16 protein-coding genes and 2 tRNA genes are annotated in these 16,726 nt (G+C 54.8%); 7 read left to right on the forward strand and 11 right to left on the reverse strand.

The window, feature by feature from the left end:
- Positions 1 to 221 precede the first annotated feature (221 nt).
- The gene (locus RZ35_RS09915; RefSeq protein WP_026743164.1) at positions 222 to 1,040 is read left to right on the forward strand and encodes a pyridoxal phosphatase; all 819 of its coding nucleotides are present in this window, start codon (positions 222 to 224) and stop codon (positions 1,038 to 1,040) included.
- Positions 1,041 to 1,089: 49 nt separating this feature from the next.
- Here RZ35_RS09915 and modC read toward each other — a convergent pair whose 3' ends face one another.
- The 4 genes from modC to RZ35_RS17345 form a co-directional block, all read right to left on the reverse strand.
- Positions 1,090 to 2,148 carry a molybdenum ABC transporter ATP-binding protein ModC gene (gene modC, locus RZ35_RS09920; protein WP_026743165.1) on the reverse strand — a complete coding sequence of 353 codons (1,059 nt, stop codon included), beginning with the start codon at positions 2,146 to 2,148 and terminating at the stop codon, positions 1,090 to 1,092.
- Positions 2,148 to 2,837 (reverse strand): molybdate ABC transporter permease subunit, encoded by a 690-nt coding sequence (gene modB, locus RZ35_RS09925; protein ID WP_026743166.1) that lies wholly within the window; start codon positions 2,835 to 2,837, stop codon positions 2,148 to 2,150. The genes modC and modB overlap by 1 nt, the downstream gene beginning before the upstream one ends.
- Entirely contained in the window at positions 2,837 to 3,610 is a 774-nt protein-coding gene (gene modA / locus RZ35_RS09930) for a molybdate ABC transporter substrate-binding protein (protein WP_026743167.1), read from the reverse strand. Before modA ends, modB begins: the two co-directional genes overlap by 1 nt.
- A 141-nt stretch (positions 3,611 to 3,751) precedes the next feature.
- Positions 3,752 to 3,907 carry an AcrZ family multidrug efflux pump-associated protein gene (locus RZ35_RS17345; protein WP_036153105.1) on the reverse strand — a complete coding sequence of 52 codons (156 nt, stop codon included), beginning with the start codon at positions 3,905 to 3,907 and terminating at the stop codon, positions 3,752 to 3,754.
- 202 nt (positions 3,908 to 4,109) lie between these two features.
- Here RZ35_RS17345 and modE point away from each other — a divergent pair, with 202 nt between their 5' ends.
- The 5 genes from modE (at position 4,110) to gpmA (ending at position 9,980) form a co-directional block, all read left to right on the forward strand.
- Positions 4,110 to 4,901: a molybdenum-dependent transcriptional regulator gene (gene modE / locus RZ35_RS09940; protein WP_026743168.1), complete on the forward strand. Its 792-nt coding sequence runs from the start codon at positions 4,110 to 4,112 to the stop codon at positions 4,899 to 4,901.
- A 70-nt stretch (positions 4,902 to 4,971) separates the two neighbouring features.
- Complete coding sequence (gene modF, locus RZ35_RS09945; RefSeq protein WP_026743169.1) at positions 4,972 to 6,444, forward strand: molybdate ABC transporter ATP-binding protein ModF; 1,473 nt, start codon at positions 4,972 to 4,974, stop codon at positions 6,442 to 6,444.
- 266 nt (positions 6,445 to 6,710) lie between these two features.
- Positions 6,711 to 7,727 (forward strand): UDP-glucose 4-epimerase GalE, encoded by a 1,017-nt coding sequence (gene galE / locus RZ35_RS09950; RefSeq protein WP_026743170.1) that lies wholly within the window; start codon positions 6,711 to 6,713, stop codon positions 7,725 to 7,727.
- 78 nt (positions 7,728 to 7,805) lie between these two features.
- A complete protein-coding gene (gene galM, locus RZ35_RS09955) occupies positions 7,806 to 8,864 on the forward strand; it encodes a galactose-1-epimerase (RefSeq protein WP_026743171.1) in 1,059 nt (352 codons plus the stop codon).
- A gap of 363 nt (positions 8,865 to 9,227) precedes the next feature.
- Complete coding sequence (gene gpmA, locus RZ35_RS09960) at positions 9,228 to 9,980, forward strand: 2,3-diphosphoglycerate-dependent phosphoglycerate mutase (RefSeq protein WP_026743172.1); 753 nt, start codon at positions 9,228 to 9,230, stop codon at positions 9,978 to 9,980.
- Between the two features lie 305 nt (positions 9,981 to 10,285).
- Here gpmA and aroG read toward each other — a convergent pair whose 3' ends face one another.
- Complete coding sequence (gene aroG, locus RZ35_RS09965) at positions 10,286 to 11,338, reverse strand: 3-deoxy-7-phosphoheptulonate synthase AroG (protein ID WP_026743173.1); 1,053 nt, start codon at positions 11,336 to 11,338, stop codon at positions 10,286 to 10,288.
- 269 nt (positions 11,339 to 11,607) lie between these two features.
- On the opposite strand from aroG, the gene zitB reads away from it, so the two are divergent.
- Positions 11,608 to 12,540, forward strand: coding sequence for a CDF family zinc transporter ZitB (gene zitB, locus RZ35_RS09970; protein WP_026743174.1), 933 nt, complete (start codon positions 11,608 to 11,610; stop codon positions 12,538 to 12,540).
- A gap of 16 nt (positions 12,541 to 12,556) precedes the next feature.
- Here the strand turns inward: zitB and pnuC are convergent, their stop codons facing one another.
- From pnuC to tolB, 6 genes are all read right to left on the reverse strand, one after another.
- The gene (pnuC, locus tag RZ35_RS09975) at positions 12,557 to 13,282 is read right to left on the reverse strand and encodes a nicotinamide riboside transporter PnuC (RefSeq protein ID WP_026743175.1); all 726 of its coding nucleotides are present in this window, start codon (positions 13,280 to 13,282) and stop codon (positions 12,557 to 12,559) included.
- Positions 13,283 to 13,663: 381 nt separating this feature from the next.
- Positions 13,664 to 13,739, reverse strand: a tRNA-Lys gene (locus RZ35_RS09980).
- Positions 13,740 to 13,775: 36 nt separating this feature from the next.
- Positions 13,776 to 13,851: transfer RNA gene (locus RZ35_RS09985), tRNA-Lys, on the reverse strand.
- Between the two features lie 174 nt (positions 13,852 to 14,025).
- Complete coding sequence (cpoB, locus tag RZ35_RS09990; RefSeq protein WP_026743176.1) at positions 14,026 to 14,799, reverse strand: cell division protein CpoB; 774 nt, start codon at positions 14,797 to 14,799, stop codon at positions 14,026 to 14,028.
- 9 nt (positions 14,800 to 14,808) lie between these two features.
- Positions 14,809 to 15,324, reverse strand: coding sequence for a peptidoglycan-associated lipoprotein Pal (gene pal / locus RZ35_RS09995; protein WP_026738989.1), 516 nt, complete (start codon positions 15,322 to 15,324; stop codon positions 14,809 to 14,811).
- A 39-nt stretch (positions 15,325 to 15,363) separates the two neighbouring features.
- Positions 15,364 to 16,653, reverse strand: a complete 1,290-nt coding sequence (tolB, locus tag RZ35_RS10000) for a Tol-Pal system beta propeller repeat protein TolB (protein WP_026743177.1) — start codon at positions 16,651 to 16,653, stop codon at positions 15,364 to 15,366.
- Positions 16,654 to 16,726 lie beyond the last annotated feature (73 nt).

Below are 16,726 nucleotides of genomic sequence, written 5' to 3' on the forward strand. Positions count from 1 at the left end.
GACTCTCCTTTAAACGCGGATTGCGCTTCTCAACACTCAGACATCAATAGTAGACCGGAACGGCCTATCGCTCCTCACCTTGAATCGGGCGCGGTTGTGACATCGCTCACGCTCTGTACGAAGTGGCTGACAGACCGAATGGAAAGAAATTGGTCCTACAGCGCCCCCGGCTTACGGTGTACCATCTGAAAAAAGTTTACCTACAACCGAGAGAAATCACGATGTCCTATCGCGCAATCGCCCTCGATCTGGATGGCACCTTACTCACTGCAAAGAAAACCATTCTGCCCGCTTCGATGGAAGCGCTGGCCCTGGCCCGGCAGGCCGGGATCAAGGTACTGATCGTTTCCGGTCGACATCACTCGGCCATCCGCCCTTTTTATCAGGCGCTGGAGCTAGATACACCTGCTATCTGCTGTAATGGCTCTTATCTGTATCATTATCAGACAAAGAGTGCCTCGGAAGGACATCCGCTGACGCCGGAACAGGCCAAAGGCGTGCTGAAAAAACTGCAACAGTTCGACATCCACGGTTTGATGTACGCCGACGACCAGATGCTTTATGAAAAACCGACCGGTCACGTCGTCCGTGCGCTGGCCTGGTCGGACACGCTACCGGCAGACCTGCGTCCGAACTTCCGTCACGTGGATAATCTGGAGGAGGAAACCGCACGCGCGCAGCAGATCTGGAAATTCGCCACTCACCACCCGGACAACGCCCATCTGAATGGTTTCGCGCAACAGGTGGAGGAAGAGCTTGGCGTCACCTGTGAATGGTCGTGGAAAGATCAGGTCGACGTGGCTCAGTCCGGCAACAGCAAAGGCAAGCTACTGCGTCGCTGGGTGGAGGATCAAGGGTTGCAGATGCAGGATATCGTCGCTTTCGGCGACAACTTCAATGACATCAGCATGCTCTCTACGGTCGGTCTGGGCGTCGCGATGGGCAACAGCGCCGATGCGGTTAAAGCCAGCGCGGATGTCGTGATCGGTCACAACGAAGAGCCGGGCATTGCGGAACTGATTAGGAAACGTATTCTCTGATCCCGCGGCGCGCAGGCTGCCATACCGGCAGCCTGTCGCAGAACACGGATCACGGCGTGATTGAAACGCTTTTTATCTGAGCAAACAGCCGTTGATCCGGGCGTAACCCCAACTCATCTCTGGCCCAAGGGGTAATTTTCGCCCAAAGGACCTGACCACCGACCAGCAGTTTGACCTCGACCTGATCGCCAACCTCCAGACACTCCGCCACCCGTGCCGACAGCACGTTGCGAATACTGGTTGCCGTGGGCCGTTCCATCGCCAGCGAGACATCCGCCGCGTTAATGCGGATGCGTTGGGCGCTGTTCAGCGGCGCATCAATTTTCTGCACCCACAAATGCTGGTCGCCCAGTGAGAGCGCGGTCATCGGATAACGTGGATGGTGTTGCAATACGATGGTCTTAAGGATTGTGCTTTGCTCTTCCCTCGGCAGCCACGGCCGCAACGCGCTGCTGGCCCATACCGTCTCCAGCTCGCCTTGCGTTTTAACTTTGCCCTGATCCAACACCACGACGCGGTCGGCCAGACGCCAGATTTCTTCCAGACTATGGCTGACGTACAGGATGGGGGTTTTAACCTCTTTCCCCAACCGCTCGAGATAAGGCAACAGTTCCCGCTTGCGCGGCGCATCCAACGACGCCAGCGGCTCGTCCATCAGCAGCAGATCCGGCGCCGTCAGCAACGCCCGACCGATGCTCACCCGCTGCTTTTCTCCCCCCGACAGGGTCGAAGGATGCCGTTTCAGCAAATGTTCAATCCCCAGCAGCTGCACGATATCGTCAAACTGCCCGCGCATAGCGGGCGCCATGCCGTAGCGCAAATTGCCAGCGACCCGGTAATGGGGAAAAAGTCGCGCATCCTGAAAAACGTAGCCGATACGGCGCTGCTCGGGCGGCAGAAAGATGCCACGTTCACTATCCGTCAGTACACGATCATTGAGCTGAATATGCCCGCGATCGGGCCGGGTCAGCCCGGCAATAGCGTTAATCAACGACGTTTTTCCTGCGCCGGATACGCCGAATATGGCGGAAATGCCGCTGGCGGGCAGGGTCGATGTGACGCTGAGCGACAGGTCGCCTAACCGTTGAGAAAAATCCAGTTGCAGCATTATCCCCCCAGCCGCCGCCGGCTCCAGCCGGTCAGCCATTCCGACAGCAACAGCGCCAACAACGACAGCACAATGGCGATGAGGCACAGCCTGGCGGCCTGCATCTCCGCGCCGGGCGTCTGGATCAGCGTATACATTGCGAGCGGGATCGTGCGGGTTTCACCGGGGATGTTGGACACAAACGTAATCGTCGCGCCGAACTCCCCCAAAGAGCGTGCAAATGCCAGCACCGTACCGACAATAATGCCGGGCAACGTTAAGGGCAGCGTGACGGTGAAAAAGACGCGCCACGGCTGCGCGCCCAGCGTGCGGGCAGCCAGTTCAAGACGCGGATCCACCATTTCAAGCGACAGGCGAATTGCCCGCACCAGCAGCGGAAACGCCACCACGGCGGAGGCCAGCGCCGCACCACGCCAGCTGAAGCTGAAACTGACGCCGAACCATTCATAGAGCCAGGCGCCGATCACGCCTTTGCGTCCCATCCCCACCAGCAGCAGATAACCGATCACCACCGGCGGCAAAACTAAAGGCAGGTGAATGAGACTATCCAGCAGTGACTTGCCGGGGAACCGGCAGCGCACCAGTATCCAGGCCATCAGTATCCCCAACGGCAGGCTACAGCTCACGGCTAACAGCGAAACCTTGAGACTTAACTGAATCGCCTGCCATTCATAGTCGCTGAGCCACATTAGCGAGGAGTGAAGCCGTAGCGTTTGAAGATGTCGGCGGACTGCGGGGTTTTCAGGTAGTCGGAAAAGGCTTTCACCGCCGCCGTATCGTGACTTTTAACGATAGCGACCGGATATTCCACCGGTTTATGGCTGCTGGCCGGGAAAGTCCCCACTACCTTCACTTTGGTGCTGGCTACCGCATCTGAGCCATAGACAATCCCCAACGGGGCCTCTTCACGCTCGACCAGCGCTAACGCGCCGCGCACATCGCTCGCACGGGCCATCAACGGCGATAAGGTGTCCCAGGCTTTGAGGTTTTGCAGCGCCTCTTTAGCATAGATGCCAGCGGGAACATGGTCAGGATCGCCGACGGCCAGACGACCGCCTTTAAGCAGACTCGTCCAGTCGGTGGAGGCATTGATGGCGAACGTTTTCACGTCGGCGCTTTTGGGTGCGATCACCACCAGTTCATTACCCAGCAACGTATAACGGCTACCGTTATCGATCAGCTGTTTGTCCTGAACGTAGTCCATCCACTGTTGGTCGGCGGAAATGAAGATATCGGCGGGGGCGCCCTGCTCTATTTGCCGCGCTAGCGTTGACGAAGAGGCATACGACGCCACGACCGAAACCTGTTTTTCGTGCTGATAACGCTCGGCAATATCCTGCAACGCATTAGTCAGCGACGCAGCAGCGAACACCGTCACCTTGTCGGTCGCCGCAGAGGCCGTGGCGATCATTCCCAGACTCAATGTGAATATGGACAACCATTTTTTCCATGAATATTGCATGACGATGTTCCCCGTTATTTTTTCGTTGTGTAGGGGATAATATAACGGTAGTGATAAAATGGCATTCGCTTTGTGGAAGCTGAACTGGTGAATAATGACGGGGAGAAATCCGGCGAGCGCCGGATTTTCAAAGAACGGAGATCAGGACGTTTTATGTGAAGATTTGGATTCATGATGACCGAGGGCGGAGAACACGTTGAACACTTCGCCCAGACCGTAAATGCATCCCAGAATCAAGGCCATCATCACCGGCACCATACATACTGCAAACAGCAGACTACTCAGCAACTCCAACATGTCGACCTCACTTGAAGGCAATGGCTGTCATGGCAAGACAGCGATCCAGATTCATCAGGCTAACGTCAACGCTAGCCCGCGCTTGTAAACAGTCTACCCGAAAAGTATGAATTAATGCGGCCTTTCGTGCGATTTGCCCACCGCAGAAAAAATGGTGACAATGCCTTTCGCTGACCCGATTCCCTCAATGGAACCTATTGCCATGCAAGCAGAAATTCTTCTTACCCTGAAACTGCAACAGCGTCTGTTTGCCGACCCTCGCCGCATTGCGCTGCTTAAACAGATCAGGCTGACCGGTTCCATCAGTCAGGGAGCCAAGTTAGCCGGCATCAGTTATAAAAGCGCCTGGGACGCTATCAACGAAATGAATCAGCTGGCCGACCAAACCCTGGTTGACCGGGTGACCGGCGGCAAAGGCGGCGGCGGCGCAGCGGTCACGAGCTACGGGGAACGCTTAATCCAGCTGTATGACCTTTTGGCGCAGGTACAGCAGAAAGCCTTTGATGTCTTACAGCGGGACACCCTGCCGCTCGACAGTCTGTTGGCCGCCATCGCTCGCTTCTCGCTGCAAACCAGCGCGCGCAACCAGCTGTTCGGCACGCTGATCAGCCGGGCGGAACAGCCGGTGCAGCAATATCTGAAGATTTTATTGGCCGACGGCAAGACTCAAATACTGGCCGCCGTCACCGCCCAAAGCGCCGAGCGTTTGCAATTAACGCAGGGCAAAGAGGTGCTGGCGCTGATTAAAGCGCCCTGGGTCAGTGTCACTCCGCAAGCTCAGGTATCGCCAGACGTCGATAACGTGCTGCCGGGCCAAATCACCCATTTGCAAGCCGGTCACGACCATAGCGAAATTCTGGTGACGCTGACCGGGGGAGAAGTGCTGTGCGCAACGCTCTCTAACGCCGCCGTGGCACGATATGCGCTTCAGCTCGACCAATTCGTCAACGCCAGTTTCAGCGCCGAACAGGTGATTATCGCCACGCTGTGCTGAGCGGCAAATGCGCCGAGAGCTCGCGCGCCGGCATGAAGAACGCGCAGGAATACTCACGAAGGAAACCACTATGTCATTTTTGCAACTGCATCAGGCCCGCTATCGCCTCAGCGACACCCACACATTCTGGCTGGAAGAAATCACCCTCCGCCAGCAAGAGAGCTGGGCGTTCGTCGGCGCCAACGGCAGCGGCAAATCGGTGCTGGCGAAAGCGCTGTCCGGCGAGTTGCCGCTGTTGGAAGGCCAGCGTCAGTGCGACTTTCAGCGTATCGCGCGACTGTCGTTCGAGCAGTTACAACAGTTGGTAAGCTTGGAATGGCAGCGTAACAATACCGATATGCTGAGCGAAGGCGAAAATGATGCCGGCCGTACCACCGCAGAAGTGATTCAGGACGCCGTCTGCGACGACGCGCGCTGTTCATCACTGGCCGAACAGTTTGGCATCGCCCACCTGTTGCAGCGGCGTTTCAAGCATCTGTCCACGGGGGAAACGCGTAAAGCTATGCTGTGTCAGGCGCTGATGCCGCAGCCTGACCTGCTGATTCTGGACGAACCTTTCGATGGACTGGATGTGGGATCCCGTCAACAGTTGAGCGACCAGCTAGCGCAACTGATAACGCAGGGCTACACGCTGGTGCTCGTCATCAACCGCTTCGAGGATATTCCCGCGTTTGTTGAACAAGTCGGCGTGCTGGCGGGCTGTTCGCTCACCCGACACGGCAAACGCGAACAGATAATGGCGGATGAGCTGGTCGCGCTGCTGGCTCACAGCGAGAAACGCCATGATGTCCAGTTGCCGGAGACGGATTCGCCGCGACCGCAAGGGACCGCAACCCTGTCCGCACAGCCCTTGATCAGGCTCAATCACGGCGTTGTGAGCTATGACGATCGCCGGATATTGGACGATCTTAGCTGGACCGTCATGCCGGGTCAGCACTGGCAGATTCTCGGGCCTAACGGAGCCGGAAAATCGACGTTGCTGAGTCTCATCACCGGCGACCACCCACAGGGCTACAGCAACGATCTGACGCTGTTCGGCCGCCGCCGGGGCAGCGGTGAAACCATCTGGGACATCAAACGGCATATCGGCTATGTCAGCAGTAGCCTGCACATGGACTACCGCGTCAGCATCAGCGTACGCCACGTCATTCTTTCCGGCTTTTTCGACTCCATCGGCGTTTATCAGACGGCTTCCGACCGGCAAAACCAACTGACGGCGGAGTGGCTATCATTGCTGGGACTGCCGGACGCGGCGGCGGATGCGCCCTTCCAATCGTTGTCGTGGGGACAGCAGCGGTTGGTTCTGATCGTCCGCGCGCTGGTAAAACACCCCGCTTTGCTTATCCTCGACGAGCCTTTACAGGGCCTGGACCCGATCAATCGTCAGCTGATTCGCAGCTGGCTGGACCGCCTGATCGGAGAAGGCGACACGCAGTTGCTTTTCGTCTCACATCATGCGGAAGATGCCCCGCGCTGCATTACGCATCGCCTGCGATTTGTGCCGGAAGGCTCCACCTACCGCTATCAGCAAGAAACGTGCTGAATCGTCTCCCGGTGACCCGACGCTGACGTCGGGTTGCTCCGCATTGCGTTCCCTCGGTCAGTTCATCGGCGTGATAGCGATTTCACGTTTTTACTTTTCAGCTTATTCTGTAGGTAAAAGACTTAATTGTTTCACGGAAGTTTGTACACTGTCTTCATGATGAGAGCATCAGGCTCAACAAAGCTCATTGTTCCCCCTTTTTCAATCGATTTTGCGTCGGGCTTTGCGTGCTCCCTCTTTCCCCTATTTTTTGATTAGAGGTCATTATGAAGGTACTGGTTACAGGTGGGAGCGGTTACATAGGAAGCCATACCTGCGTGCAGTTGATCGCCTCAGGACATCAGCCCATCATTCTCGATAATCTTTGCAACAGCAAAGCGAGCGTCATCCCCACCATTGCGCGACTCAGCGAACAGGTTCCCATCTTTTATCAGGGCGATATTCGCGACCGACAGCTGCTGGATGAAATTTTCTCTGAGCACACGATAGATGCCGTGATCCACTTCGCCGGTCTCAAAGCGGTGGGCGAGTCGGTACAAAAGCCGATCGACTACTACGATAACAATGTCTACGGGACGTTGACGCTGGTCGAAGCAATGAAAAAAGCCAACGTTAAGACGCTGATCTTCAGCTCTTCAGCCACCGTTTACGGCGATCAGCCTCAAATTCCTTATCAGGAAAGTTTTCTCACGGGAATGCCTGCGAGTCCTTACGGACGCAGCAAACTGATGGNGGAGCAAATCTTGCAGGATCTGCAACGCGCCGAGCCGGAGTGGAGCATCGTCCTACTGCGCTATTTCAATCCGGTCGGCGCGCATCCGTCGGGCGAAATGGGAGAAGATCCTCAGGGGATCCCCAATAATCTGATGCCTTATATTGCGCAGGTCGCCGTCGGCCGCCGCGATTCTCTCGCGATATTCGGCAACGACTACCCCACCGCCGACGGCACTGGCGTACGGGACTATATTCACGTCGTCGATTTGGCGGACGGTCATATCGCCGCCATGAATACGCTGCATCGCCAGCCCGGCGTTCACATCTATAATCTAGGGGCGGGCGTGGGTTATAGCGTGCTGCAGGTCGTCGAATCATTCAGCAAAGCCTGCGGCAAACCCATCCCCTATCACTTCGCGCCGCGACGCGAAGGCGATTTACCCGCCTACTGGGCGGATGCGGAAAAAGCGGCCCGCGACCTCAACTGGCGCGTGGCACGGACTCTGGATGAAATGGCCGCCGACGTCTGGCGCTGGCAGTCCTCTCATCCCACGGGGTTCCCTGACTAATTTCGACGGCGGCAGTGGCGTCTCTCCGCGCCGCAACACTCAGCGGGATGCGCTGCCAGTCGCGAAGTGGAGAGTGCAATGCATAGTGAAGCTTCCTCTACGCTGGCCCCGGATGGTCAGCCTTTTCAACTGAATCTGCTGCGGAACGCCTCCGGTATGTGCGTCACCGTGATGGACTGGGGCGCGACGTGGACGTCCTGCCTTCTGCCGCTGTCACCGGATGAGACGCGTGAAGTTCTGCTCGGCTGCGCGCCCGAACATTACCCTCATCAGAGCGCCTACATGGGCGCATCCGTCGGCCGCTACGCCAACAGAATTGCTAATGCGGCCTTGGACAACGAGGGACACCATATTCCACTGGCGGCCAACAGCGGAAAACATCAGTTGCATGGCGGCCCTGTCGGGTTTAGTGCGCGTCGTTGGCGAATCGTTCAACACAGCGAGAATGCCATTACCTATCAACTGCACTCTCCGGCGGGCGACCAGGGTTTTCCCGGTCATCTTACGGTAGAGGCGCATTATCATCTCACCGACGACAATCGGCTGACGATCGCCTATCGTGCGGAGGTCGATCGGGCCTGTCCGGTCTGTCTGACCAATCACGCCTATTTCAACCTCGACGGAACGTTTGAGGATGTGCGCCGGCATCAGCTCCAGCTGTTCGCCGACCATTTTTTGCCCACCGACGCGGAAGGCATTCCTTTTGGCAAGCTCAAACCGGTGGCCGACAGCAGCATGGATTTCCGTCTGCCGAAAACGCTGCTACAGGATTTTTTGACTGACGACGACCAACGCGCTGTCGGCGGCTATGATCATGCCTTTTCGCTGCGGCAGGATGCGCCTTCTCCCCATCCTGCCGCCGTATTGTGGTCCAGCGACAAGCGGGTTCGGCTGGACGTCAGCACCAGTGCGCCTGCGTTGCAGGTTTACACAGGCAATGCGCTTGAAGGCACGCCGGACCGCAATGGGGGCACCTACCCCAACTACGCCGGCATCGCGCTCGAAAGCGAATTTTTGCCCGATAGCCCTCACCATCCCGAATGGCCGCAGCCAGACTGTTGGCTCAATCCGGGAGAAACTTATCTGTCGCTTACCGCCTATCGGTTTTTCTTCGAGGATGCGCCGAACGTGGTCTAGCGTCTCGACAGACGATGTTGGACTAAAGTTCGCGACCTTAGGTCAGATCAAAAATCATCGGCAAATTATGGGTACACTATGCGCAGCCCTGACCGACGACAGGTGGCTCGTAGAGTCGCCAAAAGATACTATATGAATCGTCGGTTTTATCCCGCTCGCTGGCCACTTTTGTGGTCATCGGTCCCCTGACACGCAGGCATTTGGGGGAAAATGACAGGCTGAACCGATCAAGCTGACGGTTTTATGCCGTAATTGCGCGCAATAAACTGACAGTGAGACGACAAGCGATTGCCGATGACTGTTCTCCAACCCTATAATGGGGGCAGTCATTACAGAAATCTTAGGATCTGAAGGAGTTAAGCTATGGCTGTAACTAAGCTGGTACTGGTACGACACGGCGAAAGCCAGTGGAACAAAGAAAACCGCTTCACCGGCTGGATGGACGTTGAGCTGTCTGAAAAAGGCGTCAACGAAGCCAAACAGGCTGGTAAATTACTGAAAGAAGAAGGTTTTTCTTTCGATTTCGCTTACACCTCCGTGCTGAAACGTGCCATCCACACACTGTGGAACGTGCTGGACGAACTGGATCAGGCCTGGCTGCCAGTAGAAAAAAGCTGGAAACTGAACGAACGCCATTACGGTGCTTTGCAAGGACTGAACAAAGCCGAAACAGCTGAAAAATACGGCGACGATCAGGTCAAACTGTGGCGTCGCGGCTTTGCCGTAACTCCGCCGGAACTGACTCGTGAAGACGAGCGTTTCCCGGGCCACGATGCACGTTATGCATCTCTGACCGACGAAGAGCTGCCGCTGACCGAAAGCCTGGCGCTGACCATTGATCGCGTTGTACCGTTCTGGAACGAAACCATTCTGCCACGTCTGAAAACCGGTGAGCGCATTGTTATTGCGGCCCACGGTAACTCCCTGCGTGCGCTGGTCAAATACCTGGACGACTTGAGCGAAGACGAAATTCTGGAACTGAACATCCCGACAGCGGTTCCGCTGGTTTACGAATTCGACGAAAACTTCAAACCGACTAAACGTTACTACCTGGGCAACGCGGATGAAATCGCCGCGAAAGCTGCAGCAGTAGCTAATCAGGGTAAAGCGAAGTAATTCGTTTTCACTCCATAAAAAAACCCGGCTCAGGCCGGGTTTTTTATTGCCTGTCTTACATCGTTTCCTACGGGAGGGATCCAAGATAGGGATTAATTGTTCGACAGGAAGCGATATTGCAGATGCTGTCTAAGCCGCTGAAGGCACCATCGGACGGTTATCTGAAGGGTTTAGGGTCAGCAGGACTATAATCATGCCGCCTTAGCGTGAGGGCGACAATAACCACACACATCCTCACGACCCTCTACCAACGACCAACGTAAAACCACCGCCGTTGAGGCGGTGATTTACCATCCAACAGACGACTAACCGCGGCGATGACGTACGGCGTCAGCTAACTGACGCAGCAACGTCGCGGTATCATCCCANCCAATGCAGCCGTCGGTGATGCTTTTACCGTAGACCAGTGACTCGCCGCTATCCGGGTTTTGATTGCCTTCCACGAGATGACTTTCAATCATCACACCCATAATGGCTTTTTCTCCACCGGCGATCTGCGAACAAACGTCGGCGCCGACTTCCATCTGCTTCTTAAACTGTTTGCTGCTGTTCGCGTGGCTAAAGTCGATCATTACCTGCGGCGTCAGCCCGGCTTTTTCCAAACCGACTTTCACTTCCTGCACGTGCTTCGCGCTGTAGTTAGGCTCTTTACCGCCGCGCAGAATAATGTGGCAATCGTTGTTGCCGCTGGTATTCACGATCGCGGAGTGACCCCACTTGGTCACTGACAGGAAGCAGTGCGGCGCCTGCGCGGCGTTGATCGCATCGATGGCGACCTTGATCGTGCCGTCGGTGCCGTTTTTGAATCCAACCGGGCAAGACAGACCGGAAGATAGCTCACGGTGCACCTGAGACTCGGTGGTACGCGCGCCAATCGCGCCCCAGCTCATCAGATCGGCAAGGTACTGCGGCGTGATCATATCGAGGAACTCACCCGCCGCCGGCAGGCCGGTGTCGTTGATGTCCAGCAGTAGTTTGCGGGCGATGCGCAGACCGTCGTTGATCTGGAAGCTATGATCCATGTACGGGTCGTTGATAAGCCCTTTCCAGCCCACCGTCGTGCGCGGTTTCTCGAAGTAGACTCTCATGACGACTTCCAGCTCGCCGTGCAGTTCCTGACGCAGCTCCTGCAACCTGGCGGCGTACTCTTTGGCGGCTTTAACATCATGAATGGAGCAAGGGCCAATAATCACCAGCAGACGGTCGTCGCCGCCGTGCAGGATTTTATGAATGGCTGAGCGGGCCTGAGACACCGTTTTAGCGGCATTCTCCGTCGCGGGAAATTTCTCCAGCAACGCGACAGGTGGCAACAACTCTTTGATTTCTTTAATTCTTAAATCGTCGTTTTGATAACTCATAGCAATCCCAATAATTCCTGAACGGTAGGCTTGGCCTGTGGTTCATGCCCACAACTCAGTCAGCCACAAATAAAAGCAGGAAACCCCGCGGATGGCGCATTATAAAACAAGCTAAGGACTAAAATCCCTGAATAATTTCCCCTCAGTCCGAGGAGTACGACGGCACCCACGGTATTTTCAGCAATGCATTCCCTTCAGCGACGCTACTGTAGGTTTTTTGTCCCGTTTGACATACAGTTGAAACAGATCTGCAAACAGGAACTCATTCGATGACCCAATCCCGCCCCAACGAACAAAACAATAGTCAACGACTGCTAGCGGCGTTTACGCTCACCGCCCTTTTCATGGTTGTGGAAACGGTCGGTGGGCTGCTGTCAGGCTCTCTGGCGCTGCTGGCTGACGCTGGGCACATGCTGACGGATACCGCCGCGCTGCTGGTCGCCTTGCTGGCCGTACGCTTTGCCGCAGGTCGTCCCACGTCCAACCATACCTTCGGCTTTCTGCGATTAACTACGCTCGCGGCTTTCATCAATGCCATCGCGTTGTTCATCATCACCTTATGGATCTGCTGGGAGGCTTTTCAGCGCTTCAGCCATCCCCAGCCGATCGCGGGAATCCCGATGCTCATCATCGCAGTCGGCGGCCTCATGGTTAATCTGCTTTCATTCTGGCTGCTACATCGCGGCAGCGACGAAAAAAACATGAACGTCCGCGCGGCGGCTCTCCATGTATTGGGTGATATGTTGGGGTCGGTCGGAGCGATTGCCGCAGCGCTGATTATCATGATGACCGGTTGGACGCCAATTGACCCCATTTTGTCTTTGGTGGTGTCAATGCTGATATTGCGCAGCGCCTGGGCGCTGCTGAAAGAAAGTCTTCACGAGTTGCTGGAAGGTTCGCCTGCCCAAATTGACGTCGACGCGTTAAGACAGAGTCTGAGTGCCGATATCCCGGCGGTGCAGAACGTGCATCACGTCCACTTATGGCAGGTTGGAGAAAAACCGCTGCTGACGCTGCATGCGCAGGTGACGCCCTCTGACGATCACGATGCATTGCTACAGCAAATTCAGGACTATCTGCTGCAACGCTATCAGATCGATCATGTGACCATCCAAATGGAATACCGCCACTGCGATCACGGCCACTGCCATATTCAGCAGGTGGCCGGCGAACACCATCACCATCACCATCACCACCATTAATGGTGCTCAGTCGCGGTTAGCTGGCTCGGGCCAAAGGGCGTGACTGGTTTTCACGCGCGCCCTTAATCCACAGCCAGGAACCGTTGAGGGCTATCAACGTTAGGATGGCGTATTGCAGCGACATCGCATAGACGCCCTGGTAGGCAAAAATCACCACGCTGATGACATCGATGACCACCCAGACCAGCCAGTTTTCAACGTATTTACGCGTCATCAGGATCATCGCCACAATGGACAGCACGGTCATGGTGGAATCCCAGAAAGGAAATGCGTCAGGCTGTAGCTGAGGTCGCTCGACGCTAATTCCAATGCCTTTCATCAGCATCACAGCGATATCAGTCAATAGTGCGAAGAGCGCGTCGATATAAACCGTCATCAGGCCAATAGCAATGACGCAGGCAGCCCCCCACCCCAATGCCTGCGGCAGAGACAGCCAGCGTATACGCAACTCGGATTGGTCGGCGCTGGTCTTCCGGCTCCAGGCATACCAACCATAGAGATTCGCACCGAAGAAAAAGATTTGCAGCAGCAGGCTGGCGTAGAGCTGGATCTGGAAGAAAATTAGTGCAAACAACGTGACGTTGATCAGTCCGAAAAAATAATTGCTCGTCTTCTCCAGGCTGGCTAACCAGATACACAGTAAGCCGAATAAGGTTCCCAGGCCTTCAACCCATGAGAGATCGTAACCGTTCGCCCCCAACGGAATATGAACCAAAATATTGCTCGTACTGAAAAAATCCATCTTCACCTCGTCTGCCCCGAAAATACGTTATCGTCATGGCGTCTGACTTTATAGCTAGACAATGTTTCAAATACTAAACAAAACAATCCCTTCTTACCATTTAATTCCGCTTTTATACGTTATATATCGCATAAAGGTTCAATTTATTAAAATCAATAGCGTAATTCATAAGGATAGACGGACTGCAGTCGCTCGGGCGGGCGATAGATGAACAAAGAAAATAGAAGGGCGGGTTAAGAATGCAATAGACGCTTGTGATGAATATGTACGGGAAAGCATTAAATTTTGTTGGCTCGAACCTGTACGCAGCTTCTCACCCGCACGACGCGTGCGATAAGTAATTTTGGCATGTAGATTGGAATTCGGAAAACAAACTTGGGATGGTGGGTCGTGCAGGATTCGAACCTGCGACCAATTGATTAAAAGTCAACTGCTCTACCAACTGAGCTAACGACCCGCACTGCGGAATACTTCAAGATGTAGCACTGGAAAATGGTGGGTCGTGCAGGATTCGAACCTGCGACCAATTGATTAAAAGTCAACTGCTCTACCAACTGAGCTAACGACCCAATTTCCACATCACTTCAGCGATTCACTATCGCCTTGGCAACGGCGGCATATATTACTGTGATAATTTTTCCACGCAACCTATTTTATAAAAAAAACGTTTAACTGCTTACAACTCAAACAAATAGGCACAAAAGCCGCTCATTTCGAGCGAATTTTGTGCCTTATCGTGGCAATTAAGAGTGAGACAAAGATTTTTGCGCCAGTTTAGCGCTTTCGGTATTTGGGTACATCTTGACCACCTGACGATATACCGCCTGGGCTTTATCAGTCTGGCCTTTCTCCTGCATGATGACCCCAACCTTGTACAAGGCTTCGGACGCTTTGGGAGATTTAGGGTAATTTTTTACGACATTGGCGAAATAGTAAGCCGCATCGTCTTTCTTACCCTTGTTGTAGTTCAACTGCCCCAACCAATAGTTGGCGTTGGGCTGATAAGTGGAATCAGGATATTTTTTGACGAAGTTTTGTAGTGCAACAATAGCCTGATCATACTGCTTTTTTTCAAGCACTAGCGCCACGGCGGCATTGTAATCGCTGTTCGCGTCTCCTGTGCTGGCTGGCGCGTTCGGAGCAGCGTTACTCGCCGCAGGGGGTGTGTTAGCGTCTGAGGCCGCAGGAGCAGGCGTTCGAGCGCCCTGAGAGCTCAGGCTGTCTATTTGCTGGTAGATCTGTTTCTGACGCTCTACAACTTGGTTAAGCTGATACTGACTTTCCTGAATCTGACCACGCAGGCTGTCGATATCGCGCTGGTTGTCGGAGAGCTGCTGCTGAAGTTGGGTTAAAAGCTGACTGTGAGCGTTTGAGATTCGCTCCAGTTGAGTGACTCGATCTTCTACCGAGCCTGAGCCGGCATTACTGATTGGCGCTTGGGCGGTAGCGACCCAGGGGGCCGCTACGCCAACCAGTAACGACAGACTGAGAAGGTAAGGTCTGAAGTTACTGTTCATGCAAGACTCTTAGTAGACCAGAACGGCGCGACGGTTTTTAGCGTAAGCAGCTTCGTCATGACCCAGAACCGCGGGTTTTTCTTTACCGTAAGAAACGATAGAGATCTGGTCAGAGGAAACCCCTTTGCCCTGCAGGTACATCTGCACGGAATTCGCACGACGCTCGCCCAAAGCGATGTTGTACTCCGGCGTACCGCGTTCATCCGCATGACCTTCAATGGTCACTTTGTAAGACGGGTTGCTACGCAGGAATGCGGCATGAGAATCCAGCATCTGAGCAAAATCCGAACGGATGTCATACTTATCGAGATCAAAGTAGACGATGTTGTTGCGCTGTAGTTCCTGCATCTGCAGGCGCGCCTGCTCAGAGGAAGACATGTTGCCGCCGTTTTCCATACCGCTGCCAACGCCGACGCCATTCTCAGAAGATTGGTCGTTGTTAGCATGCTTGTTAGAGCTACACGCGGCAACAGCCAGCACCGGCAGAGCCAACATCAGGCCTTTCAGCACTTTATTGAATTGCATTTTTATGTCCTTTCAAAAGGTTATCATAGATATTTGCATTTAGAGATACGGCGACCAGGCAGGGAATTTTACCTGACCATCAGTTGCCGGAAGACGCGCTTTGAAACGACCATCAGTCGAAACCAGCTGCAGCACGGATCCCATCCCCTGTTTGGAACTGTAGATTACCATGGTGCCGTTAGGCGCAACGCTAGGCGTTTCGTCCAGGAACGTGTCCGTCAATACTTGAACGGCACCCGTTACCAGATCTTGTTTGGCGATATGCTGCACTCCGCTATTAGAGCTAACCATCACCAGAAATTTACCGTCGCTGCTGACATCCGCGTCCTGATTCTGGGCACCTTCCCAGGTCAGGCGCTGAGGCGCACCGCCGTTGACATTAATTTTGTACACCTGCGGACGTCCCGCCTGATCGGAAGTATAAGCGAGTGTCTGACTATCCGGGAACCAGGTCGGCTCCGTGTTGTTGCTGCGTCCATCGGTTATCTGAGTCATCTGTCCAGAAGCCAGATTCATCACGTAAAGATTCAGGCTGCCGCTCTTGGACAGCGCGAAAGCCAGTTTGCTGCCGTCCGGAGAGAAGGACGGTGCGCCGTTATGACGTGGGAACGAGGCAACCTGTTTGATCGCACCGTTGGCCAATGTCTGCACTACCAGCGCGGAACGGCCGCTTTCGAAGGTCACGTACGCCAGTTTGCTGCCGTCGGCAGACCATGCGGGTGACATCAACGGCTGCGGGGAACGATGCACGGGGAGCTGATTGTAGCCGTCATAATCTGCCACGCGCAGTTCATAAGGATATTGGCCACCGTTGGTTTGAACCACATAGGCGATTCGCGTACGGAATGCGCCTTTAATCCCGGTCAGTTTTTCAAAAACTTCATCGCTGGCGGTATGCGCCGCGTAGCGCAGCCACTGTTTGGTGACCTTAAACTGATTCTGCGCCAACACGCTGCCTGCGCTGCCCGAGGTGTCGACCAGTTGATAAGAAATCACATAACCATCGGCGCTGGGCTGAACCTGCCCGATGACGACGGCATCAATGCCCAACGCCGTCCAAGCCGCAGGCGTCACTTCCGCCACGCTGCCCGGTTGCTGCGGCATTCGAGAAGGATCAATAGGGTTGAACTTACCGCTGTTGCGCAAATCCGCGCCAACGATACCCCCGATGTCTTCAGGTGCGGCGCCAGGCCCCACCCATTTGAACGGAACAACGCCGATCGGGCGAGCGGAATCAACCCCTTGGGTGATTTCAATGCGTACTTCCGCGTGGAGGACTGCCGCCCATAGCATCAAAAAACCTAATGCAACTTTAAATGCCTGCTTCATTTCATCTCCCTTATCCAGGTGCTTAACCTGCGATAAATTAGCAGAATGTGAACAAAACCAACGTCAACAAAAC

This window comes from Lonsdalea quercina subsp. quercina (assembly GCF_000688655.1).
Lineage (GTDB): Bacteria > Pseudomonadota > Gammaproteobacteria > Enterobacterales > Enterobacteriaceae > Lonsdalea > Lonsdalea quercina.

Bases quoted from the DNA above. Each gene is read 5' to 3' on its own strand.
- pnuC (WP_026743175.1), bottom strand. From the start codon at position 13,282: ATGGATTTTTTCAGTACGAGCAATATTTTGGTTCATATTCCGTTGGGG.
- modB (WP_026743166.1), bottom strand. From the start codon at position 2,837: ATGTGGCTCAGCGACTATGAATGGCAGGCGATTCAGTTAAGTCTCAAG.
- modF (WP_026743169.1), top strand. From the start codon at position 4,972: ATGTCATTTTTGCAACTGCATCAGGCCCGCTATCGCCTCAGCGACACC.
- pal (WP_026738989.1), bottom strand. From the start codon at position 15,324: ATGCAATTCAATAAAGTGCTGAAAGGCCTGATGTTGGCTCTGCCGGTG.
- tolB (WP_026743177.1), bottom strand. From the start codon at position 16,653: ATGAAGCAGGCATTTAAAGTTGCATTAGGTTTTTTGATGCTATGGGCG.
- modE (WP_026743168.1), top strand. From the start codon at position 4,110: ATGCAAGCAGAAATTCTTCTTACCCTGAAACTGCAACAGCGTCTGTTT.
- galM (WP_026743171.1), top strand. From the start codon at position 7,806: ATGCATAGTGAAGCTTCCTCTACGCTGGCCCCGGATGGTCAGCCTTTT.
- cpoB (WP_026743176.1), bottom strand. From the start codon at position 14,799: ATGAACAGTAACTTCAGACCTTACCTTCTCAGTCTGTCGTTACTGGTT.
- modA (WP_026743167.1), bottom strand. From the start codon at position 3,610: ATGCAATATTCATGGAAAAAATGGTTGTCCATATTCACATTGAGTCTG.
- RZ35_RS17345 (WP_036153105.1), bottom strand. From the start codon at position 3,907: ATGTTGGAGTTGCTGAGTAGTCTGCTGTTTGCAGTATGTATGGTGCCG.
- RZ35_RS09915 (WP_026743164.1), top strand. From the start codon at position 222: ATGTCCTATCGCGCAATCGCCCTCGATCTGGATGGCACCTTACTCACT.
- modC (WP_026743165.1), bottom strand. From the start codon at position 2,148: ATGCTGCAACTGGATTTTTCTCAACGGTTAGGCGACCTGTCGCTCAGC.
- gpmA (WP_026743172.1), top strand. From the start codon at position 9,228: ATGGCTGTAACTAAGCTGGTACTGGTACGACACGGCGAAAGCCAGTGG.
- zitB (WP_026743174.1), top strand. From the start codon at position 11,608: ATGACCCAATCCCGCCCCAACGAACAAAACAATAGTCAACGACTGCTA.